This is a genomic window from Methylobacterium sp. J-077 (genome assembly GCF_022829365.1).
In the GTDB taxonomy this organism is placed as follows: domain Bacteria; phylum Pseudomonadota; class Alphaproteobacteria; order Rhizobiales; family Beijerinckiaceae; genus Methylobacterium.
On sequence record NZ_JAKSYJ010000125.1, the window covers coordinates 1 to 18938 of the forward strand.

Consider the following 18938-nt stretch of genomic DNA (forward strand, 5'->3'; position numbering starts at 1 on the left):
CAGCGCAACCAGATCGGTGAGCTCAAAAAGAGAAACACGACGATCGGCACTAGTCTCTCACTTGCCGAAGCCAAAGCTCCGACCGCAAGGACAAACGCCGTCCGCGTCTCCCTTCCTCAATTCCAACAATGTCAAAGACCCGAGCGAACCGGATGACCGGACCGCTGCAAAGACGAGACGACGATCCGGGCCAGAGACCCCGATCACCCGCTTGTCCGACTGGGAGAACCGTGATACCGGCCAGACCATCCGGTCGGCCGCCTCAACGGTGCAGGGCGTCTAGGCCCCGCCGATCCCCCTGTCAACCCCGTCGCCAGACCCGCCGAAACGAACCCGACCCCGAAGCCGCATCGGACAAAAACAGCCAACCGCCCGGCAAACCCGCCGGCCAATCGCCGATCCTGTCAGAAGATGCGTCAGCGCCCGGGCCACTTCCGCGGCCGGCGCCGATGAACCGGGGTATAGACACACCATCCGGAGGCGTCAACACCGGTTGGAACATTTTCGAAGGTTGGTTCGGATCGACCCCCCTCCCCTCTCGGCTCGGCGGCCCGGAATTCCCTCCGGCACGGGAGGCCGGTAGAGCGGTGGGGCGCCTCAATCTCGACATGCTGCCCCCCGAGAGGAACAGCCTGTGCGTGGGCGGTCCGCGCGTGCCCGGCCGCCGATCGTCAATGACTAGCGAGAGTGCCGTGCGCCGTCGTCTTTCCGGGACCTTCGCGTGAAGCGTGAGCGACTCAAGATCGGCGACGTGGCCGCCCTCGCCCCCGGTGTCGGCCGCGGAGTCCAGGCGCCGCTCGATCTCCTCGGCGCGGACGCGACCCAGATCGACCGGCGCGCGGTCAACCTGCGCTGGCTCTGTGCCAGCACGCTCACGGGCCTGACCGGCGCCGGCCTCATCGCGGCGGCGCTCCACGTCTCCCTGCAAGGTGATGTCTCCTTCGCGGCGATCCCCGAGAAGGCCACGATCATGCCCCGGCCGCAGCCGAGCGAGAGCGGCGCCAATCTCGCCCGCAAGGGCGACCGGCTGGTGCGCAACCTGATGATCGCCTCGGCCAAGCAGAGCTTTCGCGCGCCGGTCACCGTCCGCCTGGGGGATCGCGAGATCATCAAGGCCAAGGCGTTCGTCCGGATCACCACGCCGCTGTCGATGACCACAGGGATCTATGCCGGCGAGCTGCCGCGGTTCGACCCGATGAAGTTCGTCTCCGACGAGCCGCTCGAACGCGCGCCCGATGCCGCGGCCGACGCACCCGGGGCCGAGGTCACGGTGGTCAAGCGCGACCTCGCCGACGCCGCCATCGACGCCAACGCGCCCGCGCTCACCGATGACGACGTCACCGCCCAGGTCGAGGAGGAGCGCCGCATCGCCGCCGAGGCCGGGCGCCGCGCCGCCATCCCGATCGCCCCGCAGATCCTGCTGTCCCGCACGCTCCAGCAGGGCGCGGGCGGCGATGGGGAGAGTTCGGCCGCCAAGGACGCGAACCCGTTCAAGGCGATCGAGGTGCTGGTCGTCCCGGAGAACGTCACCAAGGTCGCCAAGGTCGAGCTCAAGCCGAACGAGGCGCCGCTCGTGGACGAGCGCGACATCGCGCTGAAGCGCGGCGAGACCCTCGAAGGCATCCTGAAGGCCACCGGCCTGGCTGGGGACGAGCAGATCCGCGGCATCGTCGCGGCGCTCGGTGGCAAGACCCGCACCGGGGCGCTCCCGGAGGGACAGCAGATGCGGGTGCAGATCGCCCCCGGCCCCCGTCCCGGCGATCCGCGCCAAGTCACCCGGGTCGTGCTGTATGGCGAGACCGGCATCGAGGGCATCGCGGCGCTCAACGACCGGAGCGCCTTCGTCTCGGTGGCGCCGCCGACGGAAGAGGCCCCCGCCTCCAAGCCGCAGCCGCAGGCCGAGTCCGGCGAGGACGACGAGGAGGATTCGGGCTCGGGGCCGCGCCTGTACCAGAGCCTGTACGAGACGGCCGCGCGCCACGACCTGCCCCGCGCCACCGTCGAGGACATCGTCCGGGTGTTCAGCTACGACCTCGACTTCCAGCGCCGGATCGCCAGCGGTGACGGCCTCGACGTGTTCTACACCTACGACGACGAGGCCGGCGCCGACCGGCCGGACCTGCTCTACGCGGCGCTGACGCTCGGCGGCGAGACCCGCAAGGTCTACCGCTTCCAGTCCCCGGATGACGGCACGATCGACTACCTCGACGAGCAGGGGCGGTCGCTGAAGAAATTCCTGCTGCGCAAGCCGATCCCGGACGGGATCATGCGCTCCGGCTTCGGCTACCGGATGCACCCGGTGCTGGGCTACGCCAAGCTGCATACCGGCGTCGATTGGGCCAACCCGATTGGCACCCCGATCGCGGCGGCGGGCAACGGCGTTGTGATCCGCGCCGAGATGACGTCGGGCTACGGCAACCGGGTCGAGATCCAGCACGTCAACGGCTACGTGACGACCTACAACCACATGTCGCGGTTCGGCCGCGGGGTGAAGGAGGGCGTCCGGGTCCGGCAGGGGCAGATCATCGGCTATCTCGGCTCGACCGGCCTCTCGACCGGTCCGCACCTGCACTACGAGGTGATCATCAACGGCCACTTCGTCGACCCGATGAAGATCCGCGTGCCCCGCGGCCGCGAGCTCGACGGCCGGCTGCTCGCCGAGTTCAAGCGCCAGCGGGAGCAGGTCGACGCGACCATGCTAAAATCGAAGAGCGCCACGGCCCTGGCGCAGCGGGATGCGGCCGTGCGCTGAGCGCGGCGATCGCGGCTCAGGCAAAGCCCAGGCGGGCGCGGATGTCTTCGGGGGTCGCGCCCGCCTGCCTCAGATCGGCGAGGCTCTGCGAGCCCCGGGACTTGGCGAGCTTCTCGCCGTCGGGATCCAGGATCAGCCCGTGGTGGTGGTAGCGCGGCGTCGGCAGGTCGAGCAGGCGCTGCAGCAGGACGTGGAGATCGGTGGCCGCTTCGAGGTCGCGGCCGCGGACCACGTGGGTGATTTCTTGCTCCGCGTCGTCGTGGACGACCGATAGGTGATAGCTGGTCGGCACGTCGCGGCGGGCGATCACGGCATCGCCCCAGCGGGCCGGATCGGCGGCGACCCAACGCGTCTCGGCTGCGTCGAAGGCTTCGTAGCTCAGCGGATCGCCGGCGTCGCGCAGGGCGGCCGCCATGTCGAGGCGCCAGGTATGCGGCTCGCCCCGGGCCAGGCGTTCGGCCCCGATCGCGGGATCGAGCCCGCGGCAGGTGCCGGGATAGAGCGGCGCGCCGTCCGGATCGTGCGGGTTGCCGGCGCGGGCGGCGGCGCGCGCCCGGATCTGGCCGCGGGAGCAGAAGCAGGGATAGGCGAGTCCCCGGCCGATCAGGCCGTCGAGCGTTGCCCGGTAGGCATCGCGGTGCCGGGATTGATGCCGCACCGGCTCCGGGTAGGTCAGGCCGAGCCAGGCGAGGTCGGCAAAAATCGCTTCGACCAATTCCGGCTTCGCGCGGACCGGATCGATGTCCTCGATCCGGAGCCGGCAGAGGCCGCCCATCTGCCGGGCCAGGTCAGCGTTGAGCAGGGCCGAGTAGGCGTGGCCGAGATGGAGCCGGCCGTTCGGGCTCGGCGCGAAGCGGAGGATCGGGGCGCCCGGCCTCACCCGTCACGGTGGCGCAGGCAGCGCGGCTCGGCGGTCTGGCAGGCGATGCCGGGCAGCGAGCAGGCAGGGCCCGCGGCGAGGCGCTGGCAGACCCGGCAGCCATCGGTCCATTCGAGGCAGGCCGGGTCGTCGGCCACCGAGCGCGCCGGGACGGCGTGCCGGGCGGGCAGGAGCTCGCCGAGCAGCACCGTCGCGGCCACGACGATCGCGATGCCCCAGGCAGCGAGGGCGCCGCTCGAGGCGCGCGGTGCGGGTGGCGTGGTGGAGGCTGTCGACATGGGCTTCCTGTTGGCGCGGGGCGTGGCCCGCTGTCAACGCGGGACCGTTGGGGTCAAGCGGCCTGTGCGGTGCGGCGCTCCAGCAGGGCCGGAAGCAGCTTCAGATTGAGCGGCTTGGCCAGGAAGCCGTCGAACCCGGCCGCGCGGGCGGCGATCTCGTCCTCGCGGCCGGCATTGGCGGTGAGCGCCACGAGATGCAGCCGGGTCCCCTCCCCCGCCGCTTCCGCGGCGCGGATCCGGCGGGCGGTCTCGTGGCCGTCGAGGCGGGGCATGCGGATATCGATCAGGGCGAGGTCGAACGGGCCGGATGCCGCCAGCCGCTCCAGCGCCTCGACCCCGTCGACCGCGTGGACCACCTCGGCGCCGAGGCGCTCCAGGGCGCGGGTGGCGAGCAGGGCGTTGATCGGGTTGTCCTCGGCGAGCAGGATGCGCTGGCCGGTCCCGGTCCGCGCCGGCGCGGGCGCCGGGACGGTGCTGGATTCGACCGCGACCGGCGGGGCGAGCAGCCGCTCGAACAGCGAGCGGGCCCGGATCGGCTTGATCAGGTAGCCGTCGAAGCCGGCCGCGCCCGGCGCCCCGAAGCCGCGGCGGTCGAACGGCGAGAGCAGGACGAGGCTGCAGCGCACCCCGCAGGCGCGGGCGGCGTCGGCGATCTGGCGCACCGCGGCATCGCCGAGCGCCCGGTCGGCCAGCACCGCGTCGAAGGCCGCGCCCGAGAGGGCATCGAGGCCGTCCTCCAGGGTGCCGACGATCACGGTGGCGGCGCCGGCCCGGGACAGGCTGCGGGCGAGGTAGGGGGCCTGGTAGGGCGAATCGGCCACGATCAGGCAGCGCCGGCCTTCGAGCCCCGGCAGCGGGGCGGGATTGGGGCGCGCGCCCTCGGCCTCGGGCAGCGGCAGGACGACCCGGAAGGTCGAGCCGCGGCCGACGCGCGAGTCCGCCTCGATCCGCCCGCCCATGCGGGTCACCAGCCGGCGGGTGATGGCGAGGCCGAGGCCGGTGCCTTCGTGGCTCCGGCTGGCGCTGCCGTCGCCCTGCTCGAACTCCTCGAACAGGATCGGCAGACGATCCTCCGGGATGCCGGGGCCGGTATCGGAGACGGCGAGCACCGCCTCCCCGCCCCCGGCGTCAGTGCGGACGAAGCTGAGGCTCACCCCGACGCCGCCGCGCTCGGTGAACTTGACGGCGTTGCCGGCGAGGTTGAGCAGGATCTGCCGCACCCGGTCGGCATCGCCGACGAGCCCGCGCGGGAAGCTTTCGGTCACGTCGAGGGCGATCTCGATGCCCCTGTCCTGCGCCCGCGGGGCCAGCAGCTCCACCACGCCCTCGGCCAAAGCCGGCAGGTCGAACAGTTCGGCCGCGAGGTCGAGGCGCCCGGCCTCGATCCGGGAGAAGTCGAGCACGCCGTCGATCAGGCCGAGCAGGGCCTGGCCGCTGGTGCGCACGGCCTCGACATAGGTCCGCTGCTCGAGGTCGAGACTGGTGCCGAGCACGAGCTCGGCCATGCCGAGGATGCCGTTGAGCGGGGTGCGCATCTCGTGGCTGACGGTGGCGAGGAAGCGCGACTTCGCCACGCTGGCGGCCTCGGCGCGTTCCAGTGCCGCGTCGCGGCTGCGCAAAGCCTCGACGCGGGCGGTGACGTCGCGGCCGGCGCGCAGCCAGTGCATCGCGTCGCCGTGGGCGACCGGCATCTCCACGAAGGCGAACCAGCGCACCTGGCCGTCCACCGAGCGGACCTGCGCCTCCATCCGGCGCACGCCGTCCTCGCCGACCTCGACCTCGCGCCGCTCCAGGATCTCGAGGTCGATCGGCGCGCCGAGCAGGTCGATGGCCGGGCGCCCGAGCAGCCGGGCGTAATCGTCGTTGGCGTAGGTGATCCGCCCGCGGGCGTCGCGCTGGACGATCACCTCGGTGGTGGCCGCGACCAGGGCGCGGTAGCGGTCCTCGCTCTCGCTGATCCGCCAGATCCGGTCGTGCAGCCGCTCGGCCTCGGCCTCGTCCGGGGCGGAGCGCCGGGCGCGCCAGTGGCCGAGCGCGAGGGCCGCCGCGATCAGCAGCGCCAGCACCAGCGCGATATCCTTGACGACCATGGAAGCCTCCCCGGCTGCAGGCCGGCACGGCGCAGGATCGCAGGCGAAGCTGAAGGCGGCGTTGGGAAAAGCGCTTAACCGGCGGTTGCGCCGATCGGAGCTGCCCAATGCTAAACGTCGTCGCAGACCGATCCGAAGTCCGGCTCGCGAGTTGCCTGCCAGGACGATCGGTCCGGACGGAGACAGTGACGATGCCGGGTGAGCATTACGACGTGATCATCGTCGGATCCGGCCCCGGCGGCGGGACGATGGCGTGGCGTCTGGCCCAGACGGGCAAGCGCATCCTCCTGATCGAGCGCGGCGACTACCTCCTGCGCGAACCGCGCAACTGGGACAGCCAGGCGGTGATCGTCGACGGCTACTACCAGACCAAGGAGACCTGGTACTCCTCCACCGGCAGCAGCTTCCAGCCGGGCCTGCACTATTATGTCGGCGGCAACTCGAAATTCTACGGCTCGATCCTGTTCCGCCTCCGCGAGAAGGACTTTTCCGAGATCCGCCACGAGGACGGCATCGCGCCGGCCTGGCCCGTGGGCTACGACGAGTTCGAGCCGCATTACCAGGCCGCCGAGGAGTTGTTCCACGTCCACGGCCAGCGCGGCGAGGACCCGACCGAGCCCTGGTCGCGCAAGCCTTACGCGCATCCGCCGGTCTCGCACGAGCCGCGGATCCAGCAGCTGTTCGACAACCTGAAGAGCGCAGGCCACCACCCGTTCCACCTGCCGGTGGGCGTGCGGCTGGTGGAGAAGGACGGGCGCGCCGTCTCGACCTCGCCCTGCATCAAGTGCGAATCCTTCGACGGCTTCCCCTGCCCGACCAACGGCAAGTCCGACGCCCAGACCATGGTGGTCGATCCGGCTTTGCGCGACTGCACGAACCTGACGCTCCTGACCCGCACCTATGTCGAGCGGCTGGTCACCGACCCGAGCGGCCGCAGCGTCACAGGCGTCGTCGGCACGCGCGACGATGCGCCGTTCGAGGCCTCGGCCGACCTCGTGGTGGTCGCCTGCGGGGCGCTGTCCTCGGCGCTGCTGCTGCTGCGCTCGGCCAGCGACCAGCACCCGAACGGCCTCGCCAACGGCTCCGGTCAGGTCGGGCGCAACTACATGCGCCACAACAACTCGACCGTGCTGGCGATCTCAAAGGTGCCGAACCCAACCCGTTTCCAGAAGACCCTCGGGCTCAACGATTTTTACTTCGGCGACCCCGATCCGAAGGACGATTGGAACTTCCCGCTCGGCCATATCCAGATGGTCGGCAAGTCCGACGGCGCCCAGATTCACGGCGAGGGGCTGCCGGGCTTTCTGCAATGGTTCCCGAACAAGCCGTTCGACTGGATCGCCAAGCATTCGGTCGATTTCTGGCTGACCTCGGAGGATATCCCGCTCGCCCAGAACCGCGTCTACTATCACGACGGCAGGGTCCATCTCGACCTCACCGAGACCAATGCCGAGGCGCACAAGCGCCTGCGCCGCAAGCTGCAGGAGATCTGCAGCTTCACCGACATGCACCCGCACCTGTTCGACCGCTCGCTCTATCTCGGCAAGAACGTCCCGATCGGCGGCACCGCCCACCAGGCCGGGACCCTGCGCTTCGGCGAGGATCCCAGGACCTCCGTGCTCGACCGGCACTGCAAGGCGCACCAGCTCGACAACCTCTACGTGACCGATGCGAGCTTCTTCCCGTCGATCGGCGCCGTGAACCCGACCCTGACGATCATCGCCAACGCCCTGCGGGTGGCCGAGCACCTGGTCGACCGGATGGGTGCCAAGGACGAGATCGCGCCGCCGCGCCTGTTCGACCACACCGAGCCGCGGGAGCCCGTTCCAGCGTAAGTGTGCAGCTCTGCTATACGGGGTGATCGTCCTCGAACCGATCGCCCTCCCCTTGGCCATTGATCACATCGATCTCAGCCGGATCGACCTGAACCTGCTGGTCGCCCTGGATGCGCTCCTCGACGAGCGCAGCGTCACCCGAGCGGCGGCCCGGATCGGCGTCGGCCAGTCGGCGATGAGTTCGAGCCTCGCCCGGCTGCGCCGCCTGTTCGACGACGAACTGCTCACCCGGGCCCCCGACGGGATGCGGCCGACGCCGCGGGCCCTGAAGCTCATCGAGCCCCTGCGGGCGACGCTGCGGCAGGTCCAGGCCCTGGTTCACCGGGAGGAGCGATTCGATCCGGCCACAGTGGAGCGCAGCTTCACCGTGAGCCTGCCCGACAGCGTCGAGGTTCTGCTCGGGCCTCGATTGCTCGCGCAGCTGCGCCGGGAAGCTCCCGGAATCCGGCTGCTGCTGCGCTCGGTCGATCGCACCCACATCCTCGACGAGCTCGACGCCGACCGAGTCGATCTCGCCATCGGGTTCTTTTCGGAGGGGCAGCTCCACCACAAGCAGCGGCTGCTCTACCGGGACAGCTACGTGGTCCTGTTCAACGCCGACCTGATCGGGATCCAGCCGCCGATCGGGCTCGACGACTACCTGCGGTTCCCGCACGTGCTGACCTCCCTGCGGGAGACCGCCCACGGGGTGGTCGACGACGCCCTGGCGCTGATCGGGCGCTCGCGCGTCCTGGCGGTGACGACGCCGCGTTTCCTCGTGGTGCCGTTCCTGGTCCGCGCCGCGCCGCTGATCGCCACCATGCATGCCCGGCTCGCGACGTCGTTCGCCAGCGCGTTGTCGCTGGCGGTCAGCCCGGTACCGGTGGACCTCGACGACGTGGCGGTGTCGATGCTGTGGCACGCCTCCTACGACCGTGATCCCGCCCATCGCTGGCTGCGCGACCTGCTGGTGAAGCTCGCTCACGAAACGCCTGAATTCGGGATGCTGTGACAGATCCTTCCCTACCTCGACGTCAGGATGCGTGGGAGGTTTCTACAAACTATGAGTTGGACACGGTCTGATCGATCGCCCCACAACGTCATCGCGAGCGTAGCGAAGCAAAACAGTGATGCGCCACGGTTCCGGGATCTCGCGCTGCCCTAGGTTGCTTCGCGACGCTCGCATGGACGGTAAAGGCGTGTGCGCCTCTACCGGACATCGCTTCACAGACACGGATCCTCCGCCGCCTCCAGCCGGCCGCTGGCGATCGCGTCGCGAAACAGCTGATAATCCTCGGCGTTGCGTTTGGCATAGGCTGCCGCCCAGTCGGCGAGGGCCTCGCGCAGGTCGGGCCGCTTGCCGCTGCCGCAATAACCGGCGATCGCCGCGGCATCCCCGGTCCGCGCATGCGCCCGGGCCAGGAGAGCGCCGTAGGCATACGAGAAGGTCAGGAGCGGCAGGCCCGACATCTCCGCCAGGGGGATCGCGCCCTTCAGGTTCTTCATCTGGCGCACGTAGAACGGCCGGCCATCGATGCTGGTCCAGCCGAGCAGCGGGTCGCCCACCGCCTGGAGCAGGCGCTGACCGTAGATCACGCGCTCACCCTCGTGCCCGGCATAGGGTTCGGGCATGCCCGGCAGGTACGGGGCGTTGGCCGGGCGCACCGCCTCCTTGACCTGGAGGAACAGCGCGTCCCGGTCGGAATTGCCGAACAGCAGCGCCACGTAGGCCCGCGTCCCGACGCTGCCGACCCCGACGACCCGGTGGGCCACGTCGACCACCTGGTAGCGGTTGAGCATGAACCGCCGCTCCCGCGGCAGGGTCTCGGCATAATGCTCCAGCCCGGTGACGATGCTCTGGCGCGTGGCGTCATCGACCGGCGTGAGGATCGGCGGCTCCTCCCGGAATCGCCAGCCGCCGTCGGTGCGGCGCTCGGCGAGTTGCCCCAGGAGGCTGCGGTTGTTCTTGCGGCGCGCCTTGTCGACCGCCCGGGTCACCACGGCACTGGCTTCCGCATCCATCCGGATCCGCCCGAGGCGCCGGGCATCGGCCACCGTGGTCTGGTACCAGACGTCGAGGGAGCCCTGCGGCGCCAGGCGGCGCATCGTGCGCTGATAGCCGGATACCGCCTCCATCACGGCGTCGCGCTGCGCCTCCGGGGGCGCGCCGGCTTCGGCGGTGGCGACCATGAGGCCGGCCGCCAGCCGCTTCAGGTCCCATTCCCACGGGCCGACCGTGACCTCGTCGAAATCGTTGAGATCGAGGACGATGTCGCGCTGCGGCGTGCCGAACAGGCCGAAATTGTCGATATGCGCGTCGCCGTTCATCACCACGTCGATGCCGCTGCGGGGCCCGCGCGACAGGTCCCAGGCCATCACGTGGGCGGCGCCGCGCAGGAACGCGAACGGGCTCGTCGCCATCCGGGCGACCCGCAGCGGGATGAGATGCGCCTGCCGGCCCTCGTGGGCCGCCTCGATCAGGCTGACCGGATCGGGGCGCTCGGATTCGGAACGCAGCGTCGCGTGGTCCTGGTGCGGGACCTTCGCCCGCAGGGCCTTGCCGGCCTGCCGGCGCTTGTCCCAGGGCTCGACACCGGCCCGGAGATCGATCCGCGGAAAATCGGCGAGCGGGGCCAGCACCACGTCCTCGGCGGGCGCCCCGGAGGCCGGACGTGCCGCCGCTTCCATCGTGTCGTCGTTTCGCACCTGGTCCATGATCTCCCGCCGCACCGAACGCACGACAACCTTGACCGTACTCGGTCGTTCCGAGCCGGCTCTATCCCCGTACACGATAGGATTGGCCCAGGTCTGTGACCATTCAGCTCTTGACGGGCCTTGACCCCATTACAGGCCAGCCCTCTAACCGGACGCCTATCCGGAGGGCGTCCGTCCCGGTCCGAGCCGCGCGGATCATACCGCATCGGTGACGGGCGGACCGGGGACGGACCGCACGGCGCCGGCCGGCGTCGCATCAGTGGGACATCACATGCCCAAGGGCTCAGATCTACTCGTCGCAGCCCTCGAGAACGAGGGTGTCGACCGCATCTTCGGCATCCCGGGCGAGGAGAACCTCGACGTCGTCGAGTCGCTGCGCACCTCCAAGATCGAGCTGGTGCTGACCCGCCACGAGCAGGCGGCGAGCTTCATGGCGGCGACCCATGGCCGCCTCACCGGCCGGCCGGGCGTGTGCCTCTCGACGTTGGGTCCGGGCGCGCTGAACTTCTCGACGGGCGCGGCCTACGCCCATCTCGGCGCGATGCCGATGATCATCATCACCGGCCAGAAGGGCATCCTGTCCGCCCGGCAGGCGAAGTTCCAGATCGTCGACGTGATCAGCTCGATGAAGCCGATCACCAAGATGGCCCGGCAGATCGTCTCGGCCTCCTCGATCCCCACGATCGTGCGCGACGCCTTCCGGGTCGCCACCGAGGAGCGGCCCGGGCCGGTGCTGCTGGAACTGCCCGAGGACATCGCCGCCGAGCAGGCCGAGGCCGCCCTCGTGCCGTCGCACCCGATCGACATCCCGGTCGCCCACCCGGCCGCGATCGAGCGGGCCGCCGCCATGATCCTCCAGGCCAAGCGGCCGCTGGTGATGCTCGGCGCCGCCGCCAGCCGGCCCCGGGCCACGGGCGATCTCGGCGGCTTCGTCCGGCGCACGCAGATCCCGTTCTTCACCACCCAGATGGGCAAGGGCACGGTCGCCAGCGGCACCAGCCTGTACATGGGCACTGCGGCTCTCTCCGAGCGCGACTACGTCCACGAGGCGATCGACAAGGCCGACCTGATCATCGCGATCGGCCACGATACGATCGAGAAGCCGCCCTTCTTCATGGGCCAGGCCGACCAGAAGGTGCTGCATATCGGCTACATGCCGGCCAACGTCGAGCAGGTCTACTACCCCGACGCCGAAGTGGTCGGCGATCTCGGGCCGACCCTGAAGCTCTTGGCCGACAAGCTGGAGGGCAAGCTGCCCAACGCCGGAGCCCTGCTGCCCCTGCGCGAGCGCATCCTCGGCCACATCGCCGACCGGGCCGGCGAGGACCGCTTCCCGGTGACGCCGCAGCGGCTGGTGCGCGACGTGCGCCGGGTGATCCCGGAGGACGGGATCGTGTGCCTCGACAACGGCATGTACAAGATCTGGTTCGCCCGGAACTACCGCACCTACGTCGCCAACACGCTGCTGCTGGACAACGCGCTGGCCACCATGGGCGCCGGCCTGCCCTCGGCCATGATGGCGGCGATGCTCTACCCCAACCGCCGGGTCATGGCGGTGTGCGGCGACGGCGGCTTCATGATGAACAGCCAGGAGCTGGAGACCGCGGTGCGGCTCAAGCTGAACCTCGTCGTGCTGATCCTCGACGACTCGGCCTACGGTATGATCCGCTGGAAGCAGGCGGTCGACAAGTTCGCCGACTACGGGATGACTTTCGGCAATCCGGATTTCGTGCTCTACGCCCAAGCCTACGGCGCCAAGGGCCACCGGGTCGAAGCGGTCAACGACCTCGTCCCGACCCTGGACCGCGCGTTCGCCGAAGGTGGGGTGCACCTCGTCGCCGTGCCGATCGATTATTCGGAGAACACGCGCGTTCTGGTCGAGGAATTGCGCGAGAAAGTGAAGCATTTCGAGCCCGCAGAGTGAACGCTTCGCAGAGTTCACGAAGGCACGAGGACAGGGCCGCGCGATGAATCCGTTCACCTTCCAGACCACCCCGAACGTGCTGTTCGAGGCCGGCGCCGCAAAGAAGCTGCCGGAGATCGTCGGCAGCTTCGGGGCCAAGCGCGTCCTGCTGGTCACCGACAAGGGCGTCCGAAAGGCCGGCCTGACCGAATCCGCCGAATCCGCCCTGGCGGCGTCAGGCATCACCCTCGACATCTATGAGGACGTGGTCGCCGACCCGCCCTCCACGGTGATCGAGGCCGCGGCCAAGCGCGCCCGGGAACTCGGGACCGATCTCGTCCTGTCGATCGGCGGCGGCTCGGCGCTCGATACCGCTAAGCTCGTGGCTTACCTCGCGAAATCCGACGAGCCGCTGGATTCGATCTACGGCGTCGGGCTGGCCAAGGGCGACCGGCTGCCGCTGATCCTGGTGCCGACCACCGCGGGCACCGGCTCCGAGGTGACGCCGATCTCCATCGTCACGACGCCGACCACCGAGAAGAAGGGCGTCGTCGCACCGAAGCTCCTGCCCGACTGGGCGGTGCTCGATCCGGAGCTGACGCTCGGCCTGCCGGCCGCCGTCACCGCGGCCACCGGGATCGACGCCATGGTCCACGCCATCGAGGCGTTCACCAGCAAGAACAAGAAGAACCCGATCTCGGACCAGCTCGCCAAGCAGGCGCTCGCCCTGCTCTCGGCCAATATCCGCACCGCCTGCTCGGACGGCCGCAACCTCGAGGCGCGCTCCGGCATGCTGCTCGGCTCGATGCTCGCCGGCATGGCCTTCGCCAACGCGCCGGTGGCGGCGGTGCACGCGCTGGCCTATCCAGTCGGCGCGATCTTCCATGTGCCGCACGGGCTCTCCAACGCCCTGGTGCTGATGGGGGTGATGCGCTTCAACCTGTCCCACGCCGAGGCGCTCTACGCCGAGCTGGCGCCGATCCTCGATCCGGCCGCCGCCGACCTGCCGCCGGCCGAGGCCGCCGCCCGCTTCGTCGAATGCCTCGACGCGATCTGCCGTGACTGCAAGGTCCCAGCCTCGCTGGCCGAGGTCGGGGTGGCGCAGAAGGATCTGGAGCGGATGGCCACCGACGCGATGAAGCAGACGCGGCTCCTCGTGAACAACCCCCGCGCGGTCACCTACGACGACGCCTACGCGATCTACAGCGAGGCGCTCGGCGAGGCGCGTCCTGCCGCCTGAGACGTGATCTGACAACCGGCCCGCCAAGGAGGCCGGACAATCGGTGAGGAGGAGCGCCGTCATGGATCAGTTCGACGCGTTCAAGGCGATGGGCGAGTTCTGGACCCGCGCCGGCGCGGGTTTCCTGTCTCCCGGCGCCGCACCGGGCTTCACTTGGCCGACCCCGCCGCAGACCGATCTTGCCGGCCTCGCCACAGCACAGAGCCACCTCGCCCAGGCCTGGGCCTCGGCCACCGCCCTGTCCCAGACCCTGACCGCGTCGCTGCAGGGCGGCGCCACCGCGCCGGACCCGACCGCCGGGGCGGTGCTCGCGCGGATCTTCGATCCACAGGCCTGGCTCGGCGGCTCGGCCGAGTTCGACGCGGCGCTGACGCGGATGTCGGAAGGCCCACAATTAGCCGACCTTTGGCAGACCGAGCGGCGCTACGGCGCGCTGTTCACCGCCTGGGCGGCGCTGCGGCGGGCCCAGGCCGAGCATCAGGCGGTGATGCTGAACGCTTGGACTCGGGCGGCCGGCACCTTCGCGAAGGAGGCGAATGACCGCGCCGAGCGCGGCGAGGGCTTCAGCTCCGCCCGCGAGATGATGACCCGCTGGACCGAGACCGCCAACGCGGTGCTGCTGGAGGTCCAGCGCTCCGAGACGTTCCTGGCCTCGCAGCGGGTGGTGCTGAAGGCGTCCACCGACCTGCGCCTCGCCCAGCAGGACCTCTCGGCCTTCCTGTCCGACTTCTACGGGCAGCCGACCCGGGCCGAGCTCGACGACGTGCACAAGAGCCTGACCGAGCTGCGCCGGGAGGTCCGCGTCCTGCGCCGCGAGCGCCGGGAGGCCGCCCGGGTCTCTCGGACGAACGGCGCTGCCGCGCCGGCAACGGAGGATGCGCATGGCTGACACGGGCATGGCCGACAAGGGCGGAGCCGAGCGAGACACCCCGAAAACTCCGGCCCCTCCGCTCCCGCTCAACCCCGCCGAGATGCTGGCCGAAGTCGCCGAGCTGGGCCGCCGGATCAGCGCGGGGGCCAAGCTGTTCTCGGACGTGCGCGACGCCGACGTGCAGATCGCCACCACGCCCAAGGACTTGGTCTGGAGCCAGGACAAGGTCTCGCTCTACCGATACCGGCCGCTCGCCGAGAGCAAGGGCTTGCCGCCGGTGCTGATCGTCTACGGGCTGATCGGTCGCTACACGATGGCCGACTTGCAGGAGGATCGCTCGCTGGTCCGCAATCTGCTCAATCTCGGCCTCGACCTCTACGTGGTCGATTGGGGCAATCCGGGCCGGGCCGACCGCTACGTCACCATCGACGACTACGTCGACGATTACCTCGCCGAATGCGTCGCCTTCATCGGGGCGGCGGCGGGGCGCGAAAAGATCAACCTGCTCGGGATCTGCGAGGGCGGCGTCTTCACCACCTGCTACGCGGCGCTCTACCCGGAGCGCGTCAACGCGATGGTGCTGACCATCACGCCGATCGACTTCCACGCCGACACCCGCGAGACCCGGGCCGGCCACGGCTTCATAAACGTCTGGACCCGCTCCCTGTCGCCGGAGGATGTCGATCGCCTGATCGACGCGCAGGGCTCCCTGCCCGGGGCGTTCATGGGCTCTGTGTTCTCGATGATGACGCCGATGCGGACCATGACGAAGTACAATCTCGACCTGCTCGACGCCCTCGACGACAAGAAGAAGTTCCTGAATTTCCTGCGCATGGAGAAGTGGATCGCCGACCGGCCGGACCACCCGGGCGAGGCCGCCAAGCAGTGGCTCAAGGATCTCTACCAGGACAACAAGCTGGTCCAGAGCACCTTCGTGCTCGGCGGCCGCACGGTCGACCTGAAGCGCATCGCCTGCCCGGTGCTGAACGTCTTCGCTCAGGACGACCACATCATCCCGCCCGCGACCTCGCAGGCGCTCAAGGACAAGATCGGCACCGACGACTACACCGAGCTCGGCCTGCCCGGCGGCCATGTCGGGGTGTTCGTCGGCGGCAAGGCCCAGAAGTTGCTGGGCTCCGGCATCGCCGATTGGCTGGGTGCGCGTGGGTAGGGTGATGCGCCGCGACACGGGAGCCGCCGGGTGCGCGGTTCTGGATGAGAGGCGCGCCGCTTATCCTCCTCCCCCCTCTGCGGTGGAGGGTACCCTGCGCAGCAGGGGGGGAGGGGGGCAGCGCCACGGTAGAGGATGGGGCTTACGGCGCGACTTCTCAGGATACCGCGCTCTCCTCTCCCGACCCGGCCTGACGGCCGGCCCACCCTGCGCCGCAGAAGGGGGAGGGAAACCGCGGGCATCCTGCGCGACCTTGCGAGCCCGTATCGTCGGCCGATCCAACTCTCTCCCTCGTCCTGAGGCGGCGGCGCGCAGCGTCGCCCTCGAAGGAGCCCTCCAGGGATCGCGGCAGCCTCTGGAGGGCTCCATCGAGGGCGAGCGATCTTCGATCGGCCGGCACCTCGGGATGAGGGCGATGGGTGGGATCGGCCGTTTGCTCAACTGCTTCTTCGATCGCGATGATGTCCGATTCCAGGCTCCGAGGATAACCGCATGGGCAGCCTGAAGAACAAGATCGTCAGCGCCGACGAGGCGCTCGCCATCCTCCAGGACGGCGACATGGTGGCCGTCTCGGGATTCGTCGGCATCGGCACGCCGGACGAGCTGATCCTGGCCCTGGCCCGGCGGTTCGAGGCCGGGCACGGCCCCCACGGCCTCGGGCTGATGTTCGCGGCGGCCCCCGGCGACGGCAAGGAGCGTGGCCTCAATCGGCTGGCGATCCCCGGGCTGGTGCGCCGCGTGGTCGGCGGCCATTGGGCCCTGGTGCCCAAGCTCGCCAAGATGGCGATCGAAGGCCAGATCGAAGCCTACAACCTGCCGCTGGGAGTGGTGTCGCATCTCTACCGGGAGATCGCCGCCCACACCCCGGGCCACATCACCAAGGTGGGCTTGCGCACCTTCGTCGATCCGCGGCTTGAGGGCGGCAAGCTCAACGCGGTGACAAGTGAGGATCTGGTCAGCGTGGTCGAACTCGGCGGCGAGTCGTGGCTGCACTACAAGGCCTTCCCGGTGAACATCGCGCTGATCCGCGGGACCACGGCGGATCCGGCCGGCAACATCACCATGGAGCGCGAGGCGCTGACCCTCGACAACCTCGCCGCCGCCATGGCGGCGAAGAATTCCGGCGGCTTCGTCATCGCCCAGGTCGAGCGCCTGGCCGAGGCCGGCTCGCTTGCCCCCCGCGAGGTGCAGGTGCCCGGGGTGCTGGTCGATTGCGTGGTGCTGAGCCAGCCCGAGAACCACCGCCAGACCTACGGCACCGCCTACAACCACGCCTTCACCGGCCGCCAGCGGGTGCCCCTCGACCGAATCCCGCCGATCCCGCTCGACGCCCGCAAGGTCATCGCCCGGCGCTGCGCTTTCGAGCTGCCCCCGGGCGGCGTGGTCAATCTCGGCATCGGCATGCCGGAGGGCGTCGCGGCGGTGGCCGCCGAGGAGCGGGTGCTGAAATACCTGACGCTCACCGCCGAGCCCGGGGTGATCGGCGGACTGCCGCAGGGCGGTCTCGATTTCGGCGCCGCCCTCAACCCATCGGCGGTGCTGCACCAGAACCAGCAATTCGACTTCTACGACGGCGGCGGGCTCGATCTCGCCTGCCTAGGGCTGGCCCAGTGTGATGCCGAGGGCAACGTCAATGTCAGCCGCTTCGGCAAGCGGCTGGCCGGCGCGGGCGGCTTCATCAACATCTCGCAAAATGCGAAAAGCCTGGTCTTCGCCGGCACCTTCACGGCCGACGGGCTGGAGGTGGTGGTCGAGGGCGACGGTATCCGGATCCTCACCGAGGGGCGCTCGAAAAAGTTCATCGCCGCCGTCGAGCAGGTGACCTTCTCGGGCGCCTACGCGGCCGAGCGCGGCCAGCCGGTGCTCTACGTGACCGAGCGCTGCGTGTTCCGCCGGACCCGGGCCGGCATGGAACTCGTCGAGGTCGCCCCCGGGATCGACGTCGCCCGAGACATCCTCGGGCAGATGGGGTTTGCGCCGATCGTGCAGGATCCCAAGCCCATGGATCCGCGGCTGTTCCGCGACGCCGTGATGGGACTTGAGCCCTGGCTCCTCGGTCTCTCCCTGTCGGAGCGGATCAGCTACGACCGCGAGCGCAACATCCTGTTCTCGAACCTCGAAGGGTTTCAGGTCCGGACCATCGACGATGTCGAGCTGGTGCGTCGGGAATACGAGCGCGCCTGCCAGGAGATCGGCCGCAAGGTCCACCTGATCGCCAATTACGACGGGTTCGAGATCGACCCGACGGTGAGCGATGCCTATTTCTCGGCGATCGCTTATCTGGAGAACCGGTACTACGAGACCGCTTCGCGCTACACCACGAGCGCGTTCTTGCGATTGAAACTCGGTGCCTCGTTGGCGAGCCGCGATCTGGCTCCGCATGTCTTCGAGACAAAAGCCGAGGCGCAGGCGAGGAATACGGCCCCAAGCGTGCCCCTCAAGTCGCGGACGGCCCTGTCTCAGCCGGACAGGCCGCAGCCGCCGAAGGAACCGTTGAATGCCTGAGTCCGATACGCTCACCCTGAAGGATCGTAGCCTGCTGGTCGAAGCTTGCCTGATCGGCGGCGAATGGTCGAAGGCCGGGTCCGGCACCATCGAGGTCACCAACCCGGCCACCGGCGCGCTGATCGCCCGGGTGCCGAATGCCGGCGCCGAGGAGACGGCCCAAGCGATCAAGGCCGCCCACGACGCCTACCCGGCTTGGCGCGCCAAGACCGCCAACGAGCGCGCCGTGCTGCTGCGCAAGCTTGCCGCCCTGGTCACCGAAAACCAGGAGGATCTGGCCCAGATCCTGACCGCCGAGCAGGGCAAGTCGCTCGCCGAATCCCGCGGCGAGGTCGCGATGTCGGCAGCCTACGTCCTGTGGTTCGCCGAAGAGGCACGGCGCGTCTACGGCGACGTGATCCCCTCCCCCTGGGGCGACCGCAAGATCCTGGTGACCAAAGAGCCCGTGGGCGTGGTCGCGGCGATCACCCCGTGGAATTTCCCGTCCTCGATGATCGCCCGCAAGATCGCCCCGGCGCTGGCCGCCGGCTGCCCGATCGTGATCAAGCCGGCCTCGCAGACCCCGCTCTCGGGCCTCGCCTGGGGCGTGCTCTGCGAGAAGGCCGGTTTTCCGGCCGGGACCGTCAGCATCCTCACCGGCTCGGCCCGGGCCATCGGGGCCGAGATGACCGGCAACCCGCTGGTCAAGAAGATCACGTTCACCGGCTCAACCGAGGTCG

13 protein-coding genes are annotated in these 18938 nt (G+C 69.7%); 9 read left to right on the forward strand and 4 right to left on the reverse strand.

Going from position 1 to position 18938, the window contains the following annotated elements; translation table 11 throughout:
• The first annotated feature begins 721 nt into the window (after window positions 1-721).
• Window positions 722-2752 (forward strand): M23 family metallopeptidase, encoded by a 2031-nt coding sequence (locus MKL11_RS15970; RefSeq protein ID WP_243945097.1) that lies wholly within the window; start codon window positions 722-724, stop codon window positions 2750-2752.
• 16 nt (window positions 2753-2768) lie between these two features.
• On the opposite strand, the gene gluQRS is transcribed toward MKL11_RS15970, so the two are convergent.
• Genes gluQRS through MKL11_RS15985 form a run of 3 tightly spaced genes read right to left on the reverse strand, consistent with a single transcriptional unit; the run spans window position 2769 to window position 6000 of the window.
• Window positions 2769-3632, reverse strand: a complete 864-nt coding sequence (gene gluQRS, locus MKL11_RS15975; RefSeq protein WP_243945098.1) for a tRNA glutamyl-Q(34) synthetase GluQRS — start codon at window positions 3630-3632, stop codon at window positions 2769-2771.
• Complete coding sequence (locus MKL11_RS15980) at window positions 3629-3910, reverse strand: hypothetical protein (RefSeq protein WP_243945099.1); 282 nt, start codon at window positions 3908-3910, stop codon at window positions 3629-3631. The genes gluQRS and MKL11_RS15980 overlap by 4 nt, the downstream gene beginning before the upstream one ends.
• A gap of 53 nt (window positions 3911-3963) precedes the next feature.
• Entirely contained in the window at window positions 3964-6000 is a 2037-nt protein-coding gene (locus MKL11_RS15985; protein WP_243945100.1) for an ATP-binding protein, read from the reverse strand.
• A gap of 191 nt (window positions 6001-6191) precedes the next feature.
• Here MKL11_RS15985 and MKL11_RS15990 point away from each other — a divergent pair, with 191 nt between their 5' ends.
• Window positions 6192-7835, forward strand: a complete 1644-nt coding sequence (locus tag MKL11_RS15990) for an FAD-dependent oxidoreductase (RefSeq protein ID WP_243945101.1) — start codon at window positions 6192-6194, stop codon at window positions 7833-7835.
• A gap of 52 nt (window positions 7836-7887) precedes the next feature.
• Window positions 7888-8826, forward strand: coding sequence for a LysR family transcriptional regulator (locus MKL11_RS15995; protein ID WP_243945102.1), 939 nt, complete (start codon window positions 7888-7890; stop codon window positions 8824-8826).
• Window positions 8827-9038: 212 nt separating this feature from the next.
• On the opposite strand, the gene MKL11_RS16000 is transcribed toward MKL11_RS15995, so the two are convergent.
• Entirely contained in the window at window positions 9039-10502 is a 1464-nt protein-coding gene (locus MKL11_RS16000) for a DUF2252 domain-containing protein (protein WP_409565868.1), read from the reverse strand.
• Between the two features lie 298 nt (window positions 10503-10800).
• On the opposite strand from MKL11_RS16000, the gene MKL11_RS16005 reads away from it, so the two are divergent.
• From MKL11_RS16005 to MKL11_RS16030, 6 genes are all read left to right on the forward strand, one after another.
• Window positions 10801-12453 (forward strand): acetolactate synthase large subunit, encoded by a 1653-nt coding sequence (locus MKL11_RS16005; protein WP_243945104.1) that lies wholly within the window; start codon window positions 10801-10803, stop codon window positions 12451-12453.
• A 43-nt stretch (window positions 12454-12496) separates the two neighbouring features.
• On the forward strand, window positions 12497-13672 hold the full coding sequence (locus MKL11_RS16010; RefSeq protein ID WP_243945105.1) for an iron-containing alcohol dehydrogenase: 1176 nt from the start codon (window positions 12497-12499) through the stop codon (window positions 13670-13672).
• 61 nt (window positions 13673-13733) lie between these two features.
• Entirely contained in the window at window positions 13734-14561 is an 828-nt protein-coding gene (locus MKL11_RS16015; RefSeq protein ID WP_243945106.1) for a poly(R)-hydroxyalkanoic acid synthase subunit PhaE, read from the forward strand.
• On the forward strand, window positions 14554-15714 hold the full coding sequence (phaC, locus tag MKL11_RS16020) for a class III poly(R)-hydroxyalkanoic acid synthase subunit PhaC (RefSeq protein WP_409565867.1): 1161 nt from the start codon (window positions 14554-14556) through the stop codon (window positions 15712-15714). The genes MKL11_RS16015 and phaC overlap by 8 nt, the downstream gene beginning before the upstream one ends.
• 492 nt (window positions 15715-16206) lie before the next feature.
• Entirely contained in the window at window positions 16207-18219 is a 2013-nt protein-coding gene (locus tag MKL11_RS16025; protein ID WP_243945107.1) for an acyl CoA:acetate/3-ketoacid CoA transferase, read from the forward strand.
• Window positions 18212-18938, forward strand: a 727-nt coding sequence (locus tag MKL11_RS16030; protein ID WP_243945108.1) for an aldehyde dehydrogenase family protein, incomplete at its 3' end; no start/stop codon positions are given. The genes MKL11_RS16025 and MKL11_RS16030, both read left to right, overlap by 8 nt.